General features: G+C 46.5%; 18 protein-coding genes. All 18 read left to right on the forward strand.

Annotation, left to right across the window (positions count from 1 at the left end; genetic code table 11):
• Positions 1-167: 167 nt before the first annotated feature.
• The 18 genes from FKX92_RS08900 to cobK all read left to right on the forward strand — a co-directional run bounded on the left by FKX92_RS08900 (position 168) and on the right by cobK (position 17,879).
• Positions 168-2,132: a sucrose-specific PTS transporter subunit IIBC gene (locus tag FKX92_RS08900; protein WP_149566112.1), complete on the forward strand. Its 1,965-nt coding sequence runs from the start codon at positions 168-170 to the stop codon at positions 2,130-2,132.
• Between the two features lie 157 nt (positions 2,133-2,289).
• Positions 2,290-3,189, forward strand: coding sequence for a fructokinase ScrK (gene scrK, locus FKX92_RS08905; RefSeq protein WP_002907200.1), 900 nt, complete (start codon positions 2,290-2,292; stop codon positions 3,187-3,189).
• Between the two features lie 46 nt (positions 3,190-3,235).
• Positions 3,236-3,646, forward strand: coding sequence for a peptide deformylase (locus tag FKX92_RS08910; protein WP_002910562.1), 411 nt, complete (start codon positions 3,236-3,238; stop codon positions 3,644-3,646).
• A gap of 78 nt (positions 3,647-3,724) precedes the next feature.
• Complete coding sequence (locus tag FKX92_RS08915; RefSeq protein ID WP_002903845.1) at positions 3,725-4,060, forward strand: hypothetical protein; 336 nt, start codon at positions 3,725-3,727, stop codon at positions 4,058-4,060.
• Between the two features lie 174 nt (positions 4,061-4,234).
• Positions 4,235-4,693 (forward strand): MarR family winged helix-turn-helix transcriptional regulator, encoded by a 459-nt coding sequence (locus FKX92_RS08920; protein WP_149566113.1) that lies wholly within the window; start codon positions 4,235-4,237, stop codon positions 4,691-4,693.
• Entirely contained in the window at positions 4,686-6,452 is a 1,767-nt protein-coding gene (locus FKX92_RS08925; RefSeq protein WP_149566114.1) for an ABC transporter ATP-binding protein, read from the forward strand. The genes FKX92_RS08920 and FKX92_RS08925 overlap by 8 nt, the downstream gene beginning before the upstream one ends.
• Entirely contained in the window at positions 6,442-8,199 is a 1,758-nt protein-coding gene (locus FKX92_RS08930) for an ABC transporter ATP-binding protein (RefSeq protein WP_149566115.1), read from the forward strand. The genes FKX92_RS08925 and FKX92_RS08930 overlap by 11 nt, the downstream gene beginning before the upstream one ends.
• Before the next feature lie 293 nt (positions 8,200-8,492).
• On the forward strand, positions 8,493-9,851 hold the full coding sequence (locus FKX92_RS08935) for a cobyrinate a,c-diamide synthase (protein WP_149566116.1): 1,359 nt from the start codon (positions 8,493-8,495) through the stop codon (positions 9,849-9,851).
• A gap of 1 nt (position 9,852) precedes the next feature.
• A complete protein-coding gene (gene cbiB / locus FKX92_RS08940) occupies positions 9,853-10,803 on the forward strand; it encodes an adenosylcobinamide-phosphate synthase CbiB (protein WP_149566117.1) in 951 nt (316 codons plus the stop codon).
• Positions 10,804-10,812: 9 nt separating this feature from the next.
• Positions 10,813-11,511, forward strand: coding sequence for a cobalt-precorrin-8 methylmutase (locus tag FKX92_RS08945; RefSeq protein WP_002901147.1), 699 nt, complete (start codon positions 10,813-10,815; stop codon positions 11,509-11,511).
• Complete coding sequence (locus FKX92_RS08950; protein ID WP_149566118.1) at positions 11,512-12,216, forward strand: cobalt-precorrin-8 methylmutase; 705 nt, start codon at positions 11,512-11,514, stop codon at positions 12,214-12,216.
• Positions 12,216-13,343 (forward strand): cobalt-precorrin-5B (C(1))-methyltransferase CbiD, encoded by a 1,128-nt coding sequence (cbiD, locus tag FKX92_RS08955; protein ID WP_002901144.1) that lies wholly within the window; start codon positions 12,216-12,218, stop codon positions 13,341-13,343. Before FKX92_RS08950 ends, cbiD begins: the two co-directional genes overlap by 1 nt.
• Entirely contained in the window at positions 13,334-13,966 is a 633-nt protein-coding gene (locus FKX92_RS08960; RefSeq protein WP_002901143.1) for a cobalt-precorrin-7 (C(5))-methyltransferase, read from the forward strand. Before cbiD ends, FKX92_RS08960 begins: the two co-directional genes overlap by 10 nt.
• Positions 13,938-14,507 (forward strand): decarboxylating cobalt-precorrin-6B (C(15))-methyltransferase, encoded by a 570-nt coding sequence (locus FKX92_RS08965; protein WP_002896464.1) that lies wholly within the window; start codon positions 13,938-13,940, stop codon positions 14,505-14,507. The genes FKX92_RS08960 and FKX92_RS08965 overlap by 29 nt, the downstream gene beginning before the upstream one ends.
• A complete protein-coding gene (locus FKX92_RS08970) occupies positions 14,507-15,280 on the forward strand; it encodes a cobalt-precorrin-4 methyltransferase (protein ID WP_002896463.1) in 774 nt (257 codons plus the stop codon). The genes FKX92_RS08965 and FKX92_RS08970 overlap by 1 nt, the downstream gene beginning before the upstream one ends.
• Positions 15,270-16,331, forward strand: coding sequence for a cobalt-precorrin 5A hydrolase (gene cbiG, locus FKX92_RS08975; protein ID WP_187759416.1), 1,062 nt, complete (start codon positions 15,270-15,272; stop codon positions 16,329-16,331). The genes FKX92_RS08970 and cbiG overlap by 11 nt, the downstream gene beginning before the upstream one ends.
• A 76-nt stretch (positions 16,332-16,407) precedes the next feature.
• On the forward strand, positions 16,408-17,133 hold the full coding sequence (gene cobJ, locus FKX92_RS08980) for a precorrin-3B C(17)-methyltransferase (RefSeq protein ID WP_149566120.1): 726 nt from the start codon (positions 16,408-16,410) through the stop codon (positions 17,131-17,133).
• Positions 17,130-17,879 carry a precorrin-6A reductase gene (gene cobK / locus FKX92_RS08985; protein ID WP_149566121.1) on the forward strand — a complete coding sequence of 250 codons (750 nt, stop codon included), beginning with the start codon at positions 17,130-17,132 and terminating at the stop codon, positions 17,877-17,879. The genes cobJ and cobK overlap by 4 nt, the downstream gene beginning before the upstream one ends.
• Positions 17,880-17,881 lie beyond the last annotated feature (2 nt).

Genomic DNA, 17,881 nt, shown 5'->3' on the forward strand with positions numbered 1-17,881 from the left:
TATTACTATAGTAAACGTTTTCTGCTGAAAAATCAACATTTAACAGTAAAAAAATATTTTTTCTGCAAAACGCTTGACATATTTTTGAATCATGGTAAAATAATATTCGTAAAGGCGATAAAATCGCTTTCAAAAAGTTAAAAATATTTATAAGGAGATTTTTGCAAATGAATAATACTGACATTGCAAAAAAAGTCATTGAAGCCCTTGGCGGACGTGAGAATGTTAACAGTGTGGCTCACTGTGCGACTCGCTTACGCGTGATGGTTAAAGATGAAGGTAAAATCGACAAAAATACTGTCGAGAATCTGGAAAAAGTTCAGGGTGCCTTCTTTAACTCAGGCCAGTACCAGATTATCTTTGGTACCGGTACGGTTAATAAAATCTATGATGAAGTTGTAGCCTTAGGATTGCCAACTTCATCAAAAGATGACATGAAAGCAGAAGCTGCTAAGCAAGGGAATTGGTTCCAACGTGCCATCCGTACATTTGGTGACGTATTTGTGCCAATCATCCCAGTTATCGTAGCGACAGGTCTCTTCATGGGTGTGCGTGGACTCTTGAACGCTCTTGGAATGACGCTTCCAGATGATGTGAAGACCTATACAGAAATCCTTACGGATACAGCCTTCATCATCTTACCAGGCTTGGTTGTTTGGTCAACCTTCCGCGTATTTGGTGGAAATCCAGCTGTTGGTATCGTCCTTGGGATGATGCTGGTATCTGGCTCGCTTCCAAATGCTTGGGCAGTAGCATCTGGTGGTGAAGTGACTGCTATGAAATTCTTTGGCTTCATCCCGGTTGTTGGTTTGCAAGGTTCCGTTCTTCCAGCCTTCATTATCGGGGTTGTTGGAGCTAAGTTTGAAAAAGCTCTCCGCAAGGTTGTGCCAGATGTCTTGGATCTCTTGGTGACTCCATTCGTTACACTTTTTGTAATGTCTATCCTTGGACTTTTCATCATAGGACCAGTATTCCACGTTGTTGAAAACTACATTTTGTTTGGAACAAAAGCAATCCTTGCTTTACCGTTTGGTTTAGGTGGTTTGGTGATTGGTGGAGTTCACCAATTGATTGTCGTATCAGGTGTTCACCATATCTTCAACTTGCTTGAAATTCAGTTACTCGCTACTGATAAGGTGAATCCATTTAATGCGATTATCACTGCTGCCATGACAGCCCAAGGTGCAGCTACTGTAGCCGTTGCGTTCAAAACGAAAAATCCTAAATTAAAAGCTCTTGCTTTCCCAGCTGCTCTTTCTGCCTTTCTTGGTATTACAGAGCCGGCTATCTTCGGGGTTAACTTGCGTTACCGCAAACCCTTCTTCCTTTCATTGATTGCTGGTGCAATTGGTGGTGGCTTGGCATCTCTCCTTGGACTTGCTGGTACTGGTAATGGTATCACTATCATCCCAGGTACAATGCTTTACATCGGTAATGGACAACTCTTACAATATCTCTTCATGGTAGCTGTATCATTTGCGCTTGGATTTGCTTTGACGTATATGTTTGGTTTTGAAGATGAGAAAGATGAGTGGCAAGATAAAATGACGGATGTTTTATCAAAAGCTTCAATTCCTAGCGTTGCTTTGAGAGTTGCACTTGATAAAAAAGATGAAAAAGCCGAAACTGAAAAACTGGTCGAAGAAGAAACAACTGGTAATGTGCCAGCTGCCCTCCAAGACGAAACAATTATTTCTCCAATTGTTGGTCAGGCAGTAGCTTTGAGCGATGTTGATGATCCTGTTTTCTCTAGCGGAGCGATGGGGCAAGGAATTGCTATCAAACCTAGCCAAGGTGTGGTTTATGCTCCGGCTGATGCAGAAGTTACTATTGCATTCGCGACTGGCCATGCTTATGGTTTGAAGACAGCTAATGGTGCTGAAATTCTGATTCATGTCGGAATCGACACAGTGTCTATGGGCGGCGAAGGTTTTGACCAAAAAGTTGCTCAAGGCGACAAGGTCAAAGCTGGTGATGTTCTGGGAACATTTGAAGCTGAGAAAATTGCAGCTGCTGGTCTGGATGATACGACTATGGTCATCGTTACCAACACAGCCGACTACGCTTCTGTGACTCCAGTAGCAAAAGGAGCACTTGCTAAAGGCGACGCAATTATCGAAGTGAAAGCCTAATGGAATTTAGAAAACGAACAAAAGTTGATTTGTTCGTTTTTTCTAATAACGTAAGTCTATCTATAAGAGTGTCATAAGGAAAGTTTTTGGCAAATAGTCTGCAAGAGATATGCTATAATGAATAGAGTAGAAATCAAATTTTAAAAGAGGATTTATAATGACAAAATTGTATGGAAGTTTGGAAGCGGGCGGCACTAAGTTTGTCTGTGCTGTAGGCGATGAACGATTTGAAGTTGTTGAAAAGACACAGTTTCCAACGACCACGCCTATTGAAACGCTAGACAAGACGATTGAGTTCTTTTCTCGTTTCGACAATCTAGCTGGTCTAGCTGTTGGATCTTTCGGGCCAATTGATATTGACCCTAATTCAAAGACTTACGGCTTTATCACGACTACTCCTAAGCCGCACTGGGCTAATGTGGACATTGTTGGCGCTCTGCGCCGAGCCCTCAATGTGCCCATTTACTTTACAACGGATGTCAATAGCTCGGCATACGGTGAAGTAGTAGCCCGTAACAATGCTGGCGGCCGTATTGAAAATCTGGTCTATTATACGATTGGGACAGGAATCGGTGCTGGCGCTATCCAGCGAGGCGAATTTGTAGGGGGGACAGGACACCCAGAGATGGGGCATTATTATGTAGCTAAGCACCCTATGGATGTGGAAAAAGAGTTCAATGGCGTTTGTCCTTTCCACAATGGCTGCTTGGAAGGATTGGCGGCTGGACCAAGCTTAGAGGCGCGGACCGGAGTTCGTGGGGAAAATATTAAACTCAATAGTTCTGTCTGGGATATTCAAGCTTACTATATCGCTCAGGCAGCTATTCAGGCGACAGTGACTTTCCGTCCAGATGTCATCGTCTTTGGTGGCGGAGTTATGGCTCAGCAGCACATGCTGGATCGAGTTCGTGAGAAATTCACAGTTCTTCTGAATGGCTATTTGCCAGTTCCTGATGTTCGTGACTATATCGTGACACCGGCTGTGGCTGGAAATGGCTCCGCAACGCTGGGCAACTTTGTACTGGCTAAAGAAGTTAGTGAACGCCACGCAAAATAAGCTTATAGGGTCTGATTTATCAGGCTCTTCTCTATGAGGGAAAGCAATGGAAAAAGCAATTGTCAAAGATATTTTCTTTCTGCAGCAGCTGTCTGAGCGGGCTAGCAGAGAAGACCTTTATCTGGCTCAAGACTTGCAGGATACTCTGCAGGCCAATCGAGAAAACTGTATAGGGCTCGCAGCAAATATGATTGGTGTCCGTAAGCGGGTCATTATCTTTCTATATGGCTTGGTGCCGGTAGTCATGTTTAATCCGGTGCTGCTCTCTAAGTCAGGCCCTTATAAGACAGAAGAGGGCTGCCTGTCCTTGGTTGGAAGCCGTCCCACTCAACGTTATCAGGAAATCACAGTCGATTATCTGGATAAACATTGGCAGCAGCAGACCATGACCTTGAAAGGCCTGCCTGCCCAAATCTGCCAGCATGAATTGGATCATTTGGAAGGGATTATCATTTAGAAAAAATTGACAAAATTGCAAAAAATGTCTAAAATTAGAGATAATTAGCAGAATAATATTGAAGGAGGCAAGATGTAAATGAAAACAAAAACTTTAGCACTGATAAGCGGTCTGGTTGGTTTGATTGGAGGGACTATTTTGCTGCTCTCGAATATCTTTTTTGTTCCTTTTTCAGCCCTACTAGGTGATTCTGGCCTGAATTTACTGGGAGCGGTGATTAAATTGGCAGCTCTGGGCTTGGGAATTACTTCCTTAGCTTATTACAAAGGTCAAATGCGTTTCAGTGTCGCAGCGGGCGTCCTCCTTATCGTCGGAAGCAGCAACATCGCGCCCATTCCATTTATAGGCTGGATTGCAGGCATTCTCCTTATCATTGGAGGGGCTCTATTCCTCGCTTCTTCTTCAAAATTTTAATGCGGGACCAATCAATTTTTAGGCTGTTTGTCAGTTTGAAAGGAAGGGTGAAGAAATTTTCTTCGCTTTTTTTCTTGTTGAAAAAATAGTTCTCATGGAAACTTTTTTCTTGACTTTCTTTTTTCTTGTGTTAAAATAGTTCTCACGAAAACTATTTTTACAAAGGATACAGGTATGGATAAGCCTTTACTGGAATTGAAGCGTTTTGGACGAAAGATTCATCTCATAGCGGAAAAGCTTGCCAAGGAGCAAGGGATTGAGTCCATGGCTGGGCCTCAGGGGCAGGTCTTGCATATTGTCGCCTGTCGTATGGAAGAGGGGAAGGATACCCTTATCAAGGATATTGAGCAGGAGTTGGATATTTCCAAATCAGTGGCCTCTAACTTAATGAAAAGGATGGAGAAGAATGGCTTTATCAAGCTGGAAATGGGCAAGACAGACAAGCGGGCTAAATATATCCGTCTCACTCCGCAGTCGCAGGAAAGAATGAAGAAAATCCGTGACTTTTTTGATGAAATGAACCGTTCTATTTTGAATGGTGTTTCTGAGCAGGAACTGCTGATTTTTTCTCAAGTCATGGCCAAGTTTTATCAGAATATCGAAAGTTTAGAAAATGGAGGGAAAGATGTTTAAGTTATTTAAACGGCTGACGGTAAGGGAAGTGAGCATGATTGTTCTCAGTGTGCTCTTCACCTTCCTAACGGTATATCTGGAATTAGAAGTTCCAACCTATATTTCGACGATTACAGAGTTGCTGCAAACACCAGGGACTGGTTTGGCAGATTTGTGGGAGCCAGGTCTGAAAATGATCGGCCTGTCTTTTGCTAGCTTGCTGTCAGCTATTGTGGTTGGCTTTTTTGCCGCTCGTATAGCAGCCAGCTTTACCCAGAGCTTGCGGAGCGATATTTTCAACCGTGTGCTAGACTATTCGCAGACGGAGATTAAGAAATTTTCAATCCCTAGTCTGCTGACTCGGACGACAAATGATATTACCCAGGTACAGACTTTAATTACCATGGGGCTTCAGGTGGTGACCAGGGGACCGATTATGGCGATTTGGGCCATGACCAAGATTATTGGCAAGTCCGAGAACTGGCTGATAGCAGTTCTTATTGCTGTTATAGTCAATATCCTGCTGACAGTAGTTTTGGTGACATTGGCCTTTCCCAAACAGTCAGTTGCGCAACGCTTGGTCGATAAGCTAAACAGTGTCACTAGAGAGAGTCTGACTGGGATTCGCGTGGTCCGGGCTTACAATGCTGAGGATTATCAGGATGAGAAATTTGCGGCGGCCAATGATGAAGTAACCCGGCTCAATCTTTTCATCGGTCGTCTGATGGCCATGATGAATCCAGTTATGATGGGGATTTCCAGCGGATTGACACTGGCTATTTACTGGATTGGTGCTTATTTGATCCAGGAGGCTGGGCTGCAGGAGCGTCTCCCACTCTTCAGTGATATGGTCGTCTTTATGTCCTATGCTATGCAGATTGTGATTGGATTCTTGCTCATGGGTGCCCTCTTCATCGTCCTGCCTCGGACCATTGTATCCGCTGGCCGGATTAATGAAGTACTGGACCTGCATTCTTCTATCACCAGTCCGGAACAGCCTAAGGCAGCAGCGGATAGCAAGGGAGAGGTGGTCTTTCGAGACGTGTCCTTCCGCTATTCCAAGAATTCAGAAGCGATCATTGAGCATGTCAGCTTTACAGCGCAGGCTGGTGATACCGTGGCCTTTATCGGCTCAACTGGTTCAGGGAAATCCACGCTTGTCAATCTCATCCCTCGTTTCTACGATGTGACTGAAGGAGAGATTCTGGTAGATGGCGTCAATGTTCAGGATTACCAGCTGGAAGATCTGCATAATAAGGTCGGCTACATCCCGCAAAAGGCTGTGCTTTTCTCTGGCGATATTGAGAGTAATCTGGACTTCGGTCAAAGCAAAGAAAGCCCACTGGATGAGCAGAAAATGTGGGATGCTCTTGATTTAGCGCAGGCTAAGCCCTTTGTCCAAGAGAAGGAAAAAGGGCTCAAGTCAGAAGTGGCTCAAAGCGGGACCAACTTCTCTGGTGGTCAGCGTCAGCGTTTGGCCATTGCCAGAGCCTTGGCTCGTAAGCCAGAAATCCTCATCTTTGACGATTCCTTCTCAGCCCTAGACTATAAGACAGACCGCATTTTGCGCAAGGAACTGGCTGAGCGGACGCAGGATATGACCAAGCTGATCGTGGCGCAGCGGATTTCTACTATCATGGATGCGGATCAAATCTTGGTCTTGGATGCTGGTAAGGTAGTCGGTCAAGGTACTCACCGAGAACTTTTGGCCAGCAACGAAGTCTATCAAGAAATTGCTTACTCACAACTATCCAAGGAGGAATTAGAAAATGGAAAATAAGAAGCCTTCATTATTTAGCCAGATACGGCCTTATCTCAAAGGCTTCCAGCTTCCTCTTGCTTTGGCATTTGTGGGAGCTGTCTTGTCAAACATTATTACGGTCTATGGGCCAAATAAATTAAAAGAAATTACCAATCTCATTTCTGATGGTCTGGCTACCAGTATTGATTTGAAAGCTGTGTCTCAGATTGCCCTGCTGCTGACCGTGCTCTATGCAGTCGGAGCCCTGCTCAACTATGGCCAGTCCTTTATCATCAGTACGGTTATCCAGTATTTCTCTAAGCGGCTGCGGACGGCTATTGCAGAGAAGATAAATAAGCTGCCGTTGGGCTATTTCGATGGTCATTCTCAGGGAGATACTCTGTCGCGCGTGACCAATGACGTTGATACGGTCGGCCAATCCCTCAACCAGAGTCTGGGTAACGTTATCTCTGCCAGCCTGCTCTTGGTGGCTGTGGTCTTGACCATGTTCTTCATGAACTGGATCTTGGCCTTGGTAACCATCTTAGCTACTGTATTAGGCTTTGTCTTTGTCGGTCTCATCATGGGTAAGTCTCAGGGCTATTTCACTGCCCAGCAAAACAATCTGGCGGCTGTCAACGGCTATGTAGAGGAGATGTACTCCGGTCATAATGTTGTTACCAGCTATAATGCCATTGAGCAGTCTAAGGAGCGCTTTGCGGTTCTCAATCATAATCTCTATAACAGTATTTGGAAGTCTCAATTTATCTCTGGTATGATGATGCCGCTCATGTTCTTTACGGGGAATTTTGCTTATGTGCTGGTTATTTTGGTCGGTGCTGCTCTGGCGATTAATGGCTCTATTAGTATCGGAATTATCGTCGCCTTTATGGTTTATGTGCGGACCTTTTCTCAGCCTTTGTCACAGATTGCCCAAGGAATCACTGTCTTGCAGCAGGCTGGTGCAGCACTGGTTCGTGTCCTTGAATTTCTGGCTGAGCCTGAGATGGAAGACGACCAGCATAAAGAGCAGCAGCTTGCTGCTGTCAAGGGAGATGTTGCCTTTGAAGATGTCTTCTTCGGTTACAAGCCAGACCAGACGATTATTCATGATTTCTCAGCCCAGGCCAAAGCCGGACAGAAGATTGCCATTGTCGGACCGACGGGTGCTGGTAAGACGACCATCGTTAATCTGCTCATGAAGTTCTATGAAATTAATAAAGGGCGTATCAGCATTGATGGTATAGATATTAAGGATATGAAACGCTCTGAGGTTCACGATGCCTTTTCAATGGTCTTGCAGGATACCTGGCTCTTTGAAGGAACTATCCGAGAGAACTTGATTTACAATCAGGAGCATGTCACGGATGAAGCAGTTGTTGCTGCAGCGAAGGCGGTCGGTGTTCATCACTTTATCATGACTCTGCCGCAGGGCTATGATACAGTGCTGGATGACACGGTCAACTTATCGGTTGGTCAGAAGCAGCTGTTGACCATCGCTCGTGCTCTGTTGAAAGATGCGCCGCTCTTGATCTTGGATGAGGCAACTTCGTCAGTCGATACGCGGACGGAGGAGCTGATTCAAAAGGCTATGGACAAACTCATGGAGGGCCGGACTTCCTTTGTCATTGCCCACCGCCTGTCTACTATCCGTAATGCGGATCTTATCTTGGTCATGCGCGATGGAAATATCATCGAGCAGGGCAACCATGATGAACTCATGGATCAGAATGGCTTCTATGCGGACCTCTATAATAGTCAATTTGTAGAGGAAGATGCAAGTTGATACTCAAATAAAACATCAGGAATGTTCGTTTTCCTGATGTTTTTTTAAATTTAACAGAATTGTAAAAATTGCTCAGTTTTCAGCGAAAACGCTCTAAAACACTGACTTTCTCCGCAGATGCTCTAGGAAAAACTTGACAGCTTTTGTCATTTATATTAAAATAAATTTAATATAAGAACTGAAAACGAACACAACGGAGTGTTTGAACTACATATAAGTGAGCAACGGTGCTACAAAAAATGAAACTTCTTTTTTGTAGTGCTTTTTTTTATCAGTGAATCTGGAGTAAAGCGATGAAGCAATTTATGCTGGCTGGTGTTTCCAGCGGTGTTGGAAAGACTACAGTTACCCTAGGGATTTTGAAAGCTCTGGCAGACAGAGGTTATCAGGTCCAGCCTTATAAGATAGGACCTGATTATATTGATACAGCTTATCATAGTCGGATTACCAAGCGGCCTTCACGGAATGTGGACAGCTTTATGATACCGGACGATCAGAGTCTGGCTTGGTCCTACTATAAATGGCATGGAGATGCTGATGTGGCAGTGGTCGAAGGAGTCATGGGGCTCTTTGATGGTCTGGGAACAGACAAGGACTGTGCGTCTTCTGCTTCTGTTGCTAAGAAGCTGGGCATTCCGGTTGTCTTGATTATCGATGGGAAAGCGACATCCACCTCAGCGGCTGCTATGGTCCATGGTTTTGCGACTTTTGATCCCGATTTGGATATTGCTGGGGTCATTATCAATCGGGTGGCTTCACAGACTCACTTTGAACTTATCAAGGGCGCCATTGAGCGTTACACGGATGTCGAAGTGCTGGGTTATCTGCCTAAGAATGCAACTGCAGAGCTGCCATCGCGCCATCTGGGTCTAATCCCTGACGTAGAAATGGATGATTTGGACCGTCGATTTGAGGACTTGGGAGCAGCAACAGCCAAACATATTAACCTAGACAGACTGCTGGAAAAGGCAGAACTTCCCGATAAGCGGATGACAAATCCTTTTCGTATCAGCAATGACCAGCCCTTGACTTTGGCTTATGCTTTGGATGATGCTTTCCACTTTTACTACGAAGACAATCTGGACTTTCTAAGAGAGCTCAATGTCCAGCTGGTGCCTTTCAGCCCTCTGAAAGATAAGGAACTGCCAGCTGCATATGCTTATTATTTTGGCGGCGGTTTTCCAGAAGTCTACGCTCAGGAGCTGATGGCAAATGCTGCCTTTCGGGCTTCGGTTAAGAAAGCTCACGAGCAGGGCCGGCCAATCTACGCAGAATGTGGCGGACTCATGTATCTGGGAGAGTTGCTGGAAGTAGAGGGTCAGGTCTATGAAATGGTTGGCATTTTCAAGGGCAAGAGCCTGATGACTCCCGGCCTGAAAAGCTTTGGCTACTGCCAAGCAGAAACGCAGGTAGACAGTCTTTTTGGTCCTAAAGGTACGGCGGTCAGGGGACATGAGTTTCATCATTCAGTCTTTGAGACGGAGGAAGATACGGTCCTCAAGCTAGAGAAGGTTAGAGACGGTCAGGTCGTAGCTGCCTGGACAGGCGGTTATCAAAAGAACCGGACCTTTGCTAGCTACCTGCATGTTCATTTTTATCAGGACGAGCAGCTGCTGGCCAACTGGCTGAATTATATCAAAGAGGCGGACTGATATGACACTCGTTGCAATTTTTTTGGCCGTCTTGCTGGACTGGCTTATTGGGGACCCCTATAGCTGGCCTCATCCAGTCAAGTGGATGGGTTCCTATATTTATCTGTGTATGCGCTTGCAGGAGAAAAGGCAGTTTTCGCCCTATCTATTTGGCTTTTTCCTCTGGCTGACAACAGTTGGACTGGCGCTGGGAGTGAGCTGCGGGCTGCTTTGGTTGGCTGGTCTGGCTCATCCCGTTCTCTACTGGTTCGTCTGGATTTATCTGGCCTATGCCAGTCTGGCGGCTAAAAGTCTGGCTTTTGAGGCCCAAAAGGTTTACCATACACTCAAGTTTGGCACTTTGGAAGAAGCTAGAAAGCAAGTTGGTATGATTGTCGGCCGTGAAACTTCCCAGCTGACACCAGAGGAAATCAGCAAGGCGACAATTGAGACGGTGGCTGAAAATACCAGTGACGGGGTTATCGGCCCTCTGCTCTGCCTCTTTCTGGGCGGCCCCATTCTAGCTATGACCTATAAGGCCATTAACACCTTAGACTCCATGGTGGGCTATAAGACGGAGAAATACCGCAAAATCGGCTTGATATCTGCCAAGATGGATGATCTGGCCAATCTGATTCCTGCGCGTTTGACTTGGCTTTTCTTGATTCTCAGCAGTCAGATTTTACTGCTAGATTTCAAGGGGGCGTTGCGAATTGGCTGGCGGGATCGCTACCAGCATGCCAGTCCCAACAGTGCTTTTTCGGAGGCAGTTGTAGCTGGAGCTCTGGGCATTCAGCTGGGCGGACCGCATGTCTATCACGGAGAGCTGATTGAGAAGCCGACCATTGGAGAGGCTTCCAGGCCGGTTGCGGCTGATGATATTCAGACAGCTATCTCTCTGCTTTATACAAGCACCATGACAGGTTTAATCTTGTTCACTCTTTTTTATTTAGTAAAGCAAGCATATTTCTAGGAGTATACTATGACATATATCCAAAACCCTTCCTCTATTGAGGAAAAGAGCTTTCAAATTATTCAGTCTATGATTACTGAAAAAGACCCTGATTATGTCTTCCATTCGGAAATGGAAGAATCCATCATCAAGAGGGCAATCCATACGACGGGAGATTTTGATTATCTCTATACCATGCGCTTTGAGCATGATGTCCTTAAAAAAATAGAAGAAGTAATCAGAGCTAAGGGTACCATCCTGCTGGACTCCAATATCTCTCTCAATGGGATTAACAAGCGCGTGCTTGACCAGCTGGGTGTGAGCTATCGCTGTTTGATTAGCGATGAAGAAGTGGTTGCGCTTGCCAAGGAAAAGCAGATTACCAGAGCTATGGCGGCTGTTGAGATAGCAGCCAAGATTGAAGGACCTAAAGTGTTTGCTTTCGGTGGTGCTCCTACGGCTTTATCTTACCTGATTGAGCTGGCAGAGCAGGGATTGGTAGAAGCGGATGCAGTGATTGGGGTTCCAGTCGGCTTTATCAATGTCGAAGAGTCAAAAGAAGAACTGCTTCAGTCAGGTCTTCCTGCCCTTGTCAATCTCGGCAGAAAAGGCGGCAGCACGATTGTAGTAGCCATTATCAATGCCATTATCTATCAGCTGAGAGAAGTGGTGACGGACGACTATGTCCGCTACTCTACACCATCCAGTAAAGAAGGAGGAAAGAACTAGATGTCCTATCTAAAAGCAGCGCATAAGATTGAAGAAGCTAGTTTCAGCAAGATTCAGGAAATTATTGACCAAGAGCATCCAGATATTCAATTTTCGGATCCTTTTGAAGAGGCAGTGCTCAAGCGGGTTGTCTTTACCAGTGCAGACTTTGACTACCTCTACAATATCAAGTTTTCCAATCAGGTTATTGAGAAAATCCTCTACGTCCTCCGAAACAAGGGCACCATTTTTACGGATACAACCATGGTCTTGGGCGGTTTTAATAAGAAATTGCTGGATGATCTAGGTGTTTCCTATCGCTGTCTGGTCAATGAGCCAGCAATCTTTAAGGAAGCTAAGGAAAAAGGAATTACTCGCTCCATGGCAGCTGTAGAATATGCAGCTAAAGTGGATGGTCCAAAACTTTTTGTCTTCGGGAATGCTCCAACGTCTATCTTCAAGGTTTTGGATATGGTCGAAGAAGGAAGCTTGCAGCCGGATGCAGTTGTCGGAGTTCCAGTTGGCTTTGTCGGAGCGGCAGAATCCAAGCTCAAACTGCATGAAAGTTCTGTGCCTTCTATTGCGGCACTGGGTCAAAAGGGCGGCAGTACCATTGCAGCAGCTGTGGTCAATGCCATTCTCTACCAGCTCAAGCTCGACACTACGGACTATGAGCGTTACAGTGTTTCAGATAAAAAGCAGGCTCCGGAGAAAGGAGAGGGCTAATGATGGATGAATACGCTTATGTCAATGGAAAGAAATTAAGAAAAGGTTTTACAACTGGTACTTGTGCAACGGCAGCGACTGTTGCAGCATTGAGTATGATTTTAAATCAGGAAAGAGAAGAAAAGGTCACTGTTCATACGGCTTCAGGTGTGGAAGTGACCATGGATGTTCACAATCCTTCCTTTGGACCAGAAGAGGCGACTGCGGCCATTGAAAAAGATGGCGGCGATGATGCGGATGCGACGCACGGACTCTTGATTTATTCGACCGTGACTCTTCTGCCAGATCAGAAGGAAATCGAGATTGACGGTGGTCAGGGCGTCGGGCGCGTGACCGAGAAGGGGCTGGCCTGTGATGTCGGCATGGCAGCCATCAATCCAACTCCTAGACGGATGATTGAGCAGCATGTCCGTGAGATTATCGGCCCCAATTGTGGAGCACGGGTCATCATTTCCGTTCCCGGAGGAGAAGAAACGGCCAAGCTTACCTACAATTCCAGATTAGGCATTGTCGGTGGCATTTCAATCTTGGGAACGACAGGGATTGTTAATCCAATGTCCGAGGATAGCTGGAAGGCATCCATCACGATCGAGTTAACCATGCTCTACAATCAAGGGCATCGCTCAGTCGTCTTGGTGCCGGGGAATTACGGTGAAGATTTTGCGACTAATACTGTGGGGATTCCAGCTGGGCGCATCGTCAATATGAGTAACTTTGTCGGCCATGTCCTAAAAGAAGTCCAGCGAATCGGCTTTACCAAGGTTTTGATGATCGGTCACATGGGCAAGTTTGTCAAAGTGGCGGCTGGTATTTTCTCTACTCATAGTAAGGACTCGGATGCCCGTATGGAAACGCTGGTGGCTAATCTAGCCCTGATGGGGGCGCCTATTGAGCTGCTGGAAAAGGTTGACAAGTGCTTGACGACCGAGGCAGCTGGAACAGCCATTAAAGAATTTTCTTATGAGGGTGTCTATCAGGTATTGGCGGATAAGATTAAGGCTAGAAGTGAGCGTCTGCTTCGCTACCGTAAGCCAAAAGTCAATATTGAAGTGGTCGTCTTTGGGACTGAGGAAGGCTATCTGGCATCAACTCAGCCTTTAGAGCAGATAAAGGAGGAATGGACATGATTTATGTTATCGGAATTGGTCCGGGAGATCCGAGCTATGGTCTTCTGAGACAGGAAGCCTACTTTGAAAAGGCTGACCGCATTTTGGGCAGCGAGCGGCATCTGGAAATTTTACCACCTGCTTATCGGGATAAGGGTTTGGTCCCTCCCAAAAAATTAGCTGCGTTAGCAGAATTGCTGGAGAGCTTTGGTGAGAATGAGGAAATTTTATATCTGGCCTCAGGCGACCCTCTGATTTACGGTTTGGGCAAATGGCTGTCAGAGAAGTTCAAGGGGCGCGTGGTCATCTCGCCGGGTATCAGCGCCATGCAGTATCTGGCCAGCAGAATTGCCCTGCCTATGAACGACGCTTATCTGACGAGCAGTCATGCTAAGGTGCCTAACTTTGACTTGATTATGAGTTTGTCAAAAGTCTTTATGGTGACGGATCAGAAAGTTGGCCCCTACGAAATTGCTCAAGAGGCCGTTAAAAGAGGTTTGGATAAGGTGCTGGTCATCGGTGAGCAGCTGAGTTATGAAGACGAGCGTATTACCATTCTGCCTGCGAGTGAGGTAGAAGACAGAGAATATGAAATGAATGTAGTGGTGGTGTTAGATGAGGGATTCGGAATTTATCAGGGCTAAAGTCCCTATGACTAAGGAAGAAGTCAGAGCCATCAGTTTGGATAAGTTGGAGCTGCATCGAGCCAAGCGTATGCTGGATGTCGGTTCTGGCACTGGCAGTGTCACGATTCAGGCAGCCCGAACCTATCCAGAACTGGAAGTGGTGGCGGTTGAGCGCAATGAAGACGCGGTGGCCTTGACGCAGGAGAATATCCAGCACTTTGGATGCCACAATGTCCGTCTCCATCAAGGACTGGCTCCGATTGAGCTGGAAGGCAGCTTTGATGCCATTTTTGTCGGAGGGACAGGGGGCAACATGCAGGAGATTTTCGACTGGTGTGCCCAGCTCATGGAGCCGGGCGGTCGGTTGGTCTTGAACTTTATCCTGCTGGAGAATGCTCTGGAAGCAGCTCAAATAGCGGAGCAGATGGACTGGGAGGATTTAGAGATTGTATCAGTTCAGGCTAGTCGCTGGACAGCTATAGGTAAGGGGCACTACTTTAAGCCTCAGAATCCGACCATTATCGTTTCCTGTAAGAAAAAAGAAAGAGAGGCTAATTGATGTCCAAAGTACATTTTGTTGGAGCAGGCCCAGGTGATGTGGAGCTGATTACGCTCAAAGGTTACAAGCAGCTGTCTGAGGCTGATGTGGTCATTTACGCAGGCTCCTTGGTCAATCCAGACTTGCTGAACTACTGTAAGGAAGGAGCTGAGATTCACGACAGCGCCAGTATGCACTTGATGGAAATCATCGATGTCATGGAAGCTGGAGTCAAGGCTGGTAAAGATGTAGTCCGCCTGCAGACGGGAGATTTCTCCATCTACGGCTCCATTCGAGAGCAGATCGAAGAGATGAAGAAGCGGGATATAGAGTTTGACTGTACGCCGGGTGTCAGCTCTTTTCTGGGAGCTGCTTCCAGTATCGGGGCAGAGTATACCGTGCCAGAGGTTTCTCAAAGCCTCATCATCACTCGGATGGCCGGCCGGACGCCTGTGCCAGATCGGGAATCCCTGAAAAGCTATGCACAGCACCGGACCTCTATGGCCATTTTCTTGTCAGTTCAAGGGATTGAGAAGGTGGTCAGCGAGCTGATTGAGGGTGGCTATCCTCCAGAAACGCCTGTGGCTGTCATTTACAAGGCTACTTGGCCGGATGAGAAGAAGGTCTTTGGCGATTTGACTAACATTGCTGAGAAAGTCAAGGAAGCTAAGATTAGAAAAACAGCTTTGATTTTAGTCGGGGACTTTTTAGGTCAGGAATTCTACTATTCCAAGCTCTATCATGCAGATTTCCAGCATGAGTTCAGACGGGGGAAGAGCAGCCATGCCAAGTAATTCTCAAGCCCGCTACGCAATCGCAACAGTGACAGCGGTCGGCAAGGACTTGGCTCTGACTCTGCGAGAAAAGCTAGGCAAGGAAATCCCTATCTATACGACACCTCGATTGGCAGATGACAGGGTCATTGCTATCGAAGGACGAGTGGTTGAGGCGCTTGGTCAGCTCTTTCAGGAAGTGGATGTACTCATTTGTATCATGGCTATCGGGGCAGTTGTGCGAGCTATTGCTCCAGTCTTGAAAGACAAGGCGAGCGATCCAGCAGTAGTGGTCATGGATGAGAAAGCGACGAATGTCATCAGCCTGCTGAGCGGACATCTAGGCGGAGCCAATCAAGTGACGCTAGACATCGCAGAATTGCTCGGTTCAAATCCCGTTATCACAACAGCGACAGATGTGCAGAATGTAACAGCTCTGGACAATCTGGCACAGTCGGTCAATGGCTGGCGGCCGGAATTGAGAGAGTTCATCAAACCTTTCAACAGCTATCTAGGCAGCGGCCGAACCGTCTATTTCTATCAGGAAAAGGACTGGGTTACGGACCTTCGCGGTCTGACTCTGGTGGATGAGGAAGGACTTGCGGCTGTTCTCAAGGGAACGGAACCGCTGATTCTAATAACTACTGAAAAAAAGGACATTCAAAGAGAAAATCTGGCTCTCATCTATCCTCAACCCTATATCTTAGGAGTTGGAGCGAGAAAGGATGTGGCTGCTGCTGTCTTCCGAGAAGGCTTTGAGGAATTTTGTCAGCAGCAGGGGATTTCTGCCAGTGAGATTTCTAAAATCGTCAGCATTGATGTCAAGAAGGATGAAGCAGCTATTCTGGCCTTGGCCAAGGAATTGGGCTGTCCCTTTGAGACCTTTAGCAAGGAAGAGCTGTCTGTTGTAGCAGACCGCTATCCTCAGTCAGAATTTGTCAAAAAGACAGTCGGAGTCGGCAGTGTTGCCTTGGCCAGCGCAGATCTGGCCAGTCAGGGTCAAGTCCTGACAGAGCGCTTTGCCAAGAACGGCTGTACCTATGCGCTTGCAAAAGCAATAACCAAAAAGTAAATCCAAAAGAGCAGACGGTCTTATAAACCAACTGTCCTTATAAAATTTTATCATACCCATAAAGGAGAAAAAATATATGTTATACGTTATCGGATTAGGCCCAGGTAAAAAAGAATTGATGTCACAAGAAGCATTGGCTGCTATAGCCGATTGTGAGATTATCGTCGGCTACTCGACTTATATGCGGTTGATTCTTGATTTGGTCAAGGACAAGGAGCTCGTAGCGAATGGTATGCGCCAGGAAATCGACCGTTGTCAAAAGGCTATTGATTTGGCTAGAGAGACTGGCAAAAATGTCGGAGTTGTTTCCAGTGGAGATGCTGGAGTCTATGGGATGGCTGGCTTGATTTTAGAATTGCTGGGAGATGCCAGTGATGTAGAAGTTAAAGTGGTTCCAGGTATCACAGCTAGTCTAGGTGCCGCTGCTGCTATGGGAGCTCCTCTTATGAATGACTTCTGTCACATCAGTCTGAGTGACTTGATGACGCCTTGGGAAATGATTGAGAAGCGTCTGCATGCCGCAGCTCAAGGGGACTTTGTTGTCTGCCTTTACAACCCTCGGAGTAAGGGACGTCCAGACCATTTGGCAAAAGCACTTTCTATCATGTCTGAGTACAAGGCAGAGGATACGATCGTCGGTATCGGTAAGGACATTGGCCGTAAGGATGAGGAAATCATCTTGACGACTATCAAAGACTTGGATGAAACTTTGGTAGATATGACGACAATTGTTATCGTTGGTAACAAAGAAACTTATGTTAAAAACGGACGCATGATCACACCTCGAGGATATACTTTATGATGAAATTACTGCTGGGAGGGACATCCGACAGCACCGCTATTTTAGAAGTGCTTGACCGCTTGAAAATCGATGTGACCAGCTCTGTTGTCACAGACTACGGCCGGCACTTGGCTTCCAAGTTCGGCCAGCCGGTCATTCAGGGCCGGCTGACAGCTGAGGACATGGTTGCCTTCATCAAAGAGAATGATGTGGATGAAATCATTGATGCGACCCATCCTTTTGCGGACATCGTTTCCAAGGAAGCCATTCGGGCGGCAGAGATGGCTGGTGTATCTTACCTGCGCTTTGAGCGCCAGGCTACCTTGGATTTGAGCGGGGCCATCGTGGTGCATTCGACCCAAGAAGCCATTGATGAGATTGCCAAGCGCGGCTACAAGACAGTCTATCTGGGAACAGGCAGCAAGACCCTGCCGCTCTTTGTCAAGGGCCTACCAGAGCAGCGGATTGTCGTTCGCGTTCTGCCGACTTCGGAAGTGCTTCTGGCTTGTGAGCAGCTGGGACTGGTAGCGGATCAGATTGATGCGATTAAGGCTCCATTTTCCAAAGAGTGTAATAAAGAGCTCTTGCTGCGCTCAGGAGCAGATGTCTTTGTTTCCAAGGAGAGCGGTACCGTCGGCGGTATTCGTGAAAAGATTGATGGCTGTCAAGAGCTGGGGATGGACTGCATTATCATCTCTCGGCCAATTGTGGCCTATCCGCAGATGGTTTCTAACTTGGAAGAGTTAGAGGCTTATCTGAAAAAATAGCT

Origin of the sequence: Streptococcus sanguinis (assembly GCF_008329445.1) — a bacterium.
GTDB classification, from domain to species: Bacteria; Bacillota; Bacilli; order Lactobacillales; family Streptococcaceae; genus Streptococcus; species Streptococcus sanguinis_O.

Coding starts and splice junctions, on each gene's coding strand:
- FKX92_RS08950 (WP_149566118.1), top strand. CDS start 11,512: ATGTCCTATCTAAAAGCAGCGCATAAGATTGAAGAAGCTAGTTTCAGC.
- cbiD (WP_002901144.1), top strand. CDS start 12,216: ATGATGGATGAATACGCTTATGTCAATGGAAAGAAATTAAGAAAAGGT.
- FKX92_RS08920 (WP_149566113.1), top strand. CDS start 4,235: ATGGATAAGCCTTTACTGGAATTGAAGCGTTTTGGACGAAAGATTCAT.
- cbiG (WP_187759416.1), top strand. CDS start 15,270: ATGCCAAGTAATTCTCAAGCCCGCTACGCAATCGCAACAGTGACAGCG.
- cobJ (WP_149566120.1), top strand. CDS start 16,408: ATGTTATACGTTATCGGATTAGGCCCAGGTAAAAAAGAATTGATGTCA.
- FKX92_RS08965 (WP_002896464.1), top strand. CDS start 13,938: ATGAGGGATTCGGAATTTATCAGGGCTAAAGTCCCTATGACTAAGGAA.
- FKX92_RS08960 (WP_002901143.1), top strand. CDS start 13,334: ATGGACATGATTTATGTTATCGGAATTGGTCCGGGAGATCCGAGCTAT.
- FKX92_RS08970 (WP_002896463.1), top strand. CDS start 14,507: ATGTCCAAAGTACATTTTGTTGGAGCAGGCCCAGGTGATGTGGAGCTG.
- FKX92_RS08925 (WP_149566114.1), top strand. CDS start 4,686: ATGTTTAAGTTATTTAAACGGCTGACGGTAAGGGAAGTGAGCATGATT.
- FKX92_RS08930 (WP_149566115.1), top strand. CDS start 6,442: ATGGAAAATAAGAAGCCTTCATTATTTAGCCAGATACGGCCTTATCTC.
- FKX92_RS08945 (WP_002901147.1), top strand. CDS start 10,813: ATGACATATATCCAAAACCCTTCCTCTATTGAGGAAAAGAGCTTTCAA.
- scrK (WP_002907200.1), top strand. CDS start 2,290: ATGACAAAATTGTATGGAAGTTTGGAAGCGGGCGGCACTAAGTTTGTC.
- FKX92_RS08910 (WP_002910562.1), top strand. CDS start 3,236: ATGGAAAAAGCAATTGTCAAAGATATTTTCTTTCTGCAGCAGCTGTCT.
- cobK (WP_149566121.1), top strand. CDS start 17,130: ATGATGAAATTACTGCTGGGAGGGACATCCGACAGCACCGCTATTTTA.
- cbiB (WP_149566117.1), top strand. CDS start 9,853: ATGACACTCGTTGCAATTTTTTTGGCCGTCTTGCTGGACTGGCTTATT.
- FKX92_RS08915 (WP_002903845.1), top strand. CDS start 3,725: ATGAAAACAAAAACTTTAGCACTGATAAGCGGTCTGGTTGGTTTGATT.
- FKX92_RS08935 (WP_149566116.1), top strand. CDS start 8,493: ATGAAGCAATTTATGCTGGCTGGTGTTTCCAGCGGTGTTGGAAAGACT.
- FKX92_RS08900 (WP_149566112.1), top strand. CDS start 168: ATGAATAATACTGACATTGCAAAAAAAGTCATTGAAGCCCTTGGCGGA.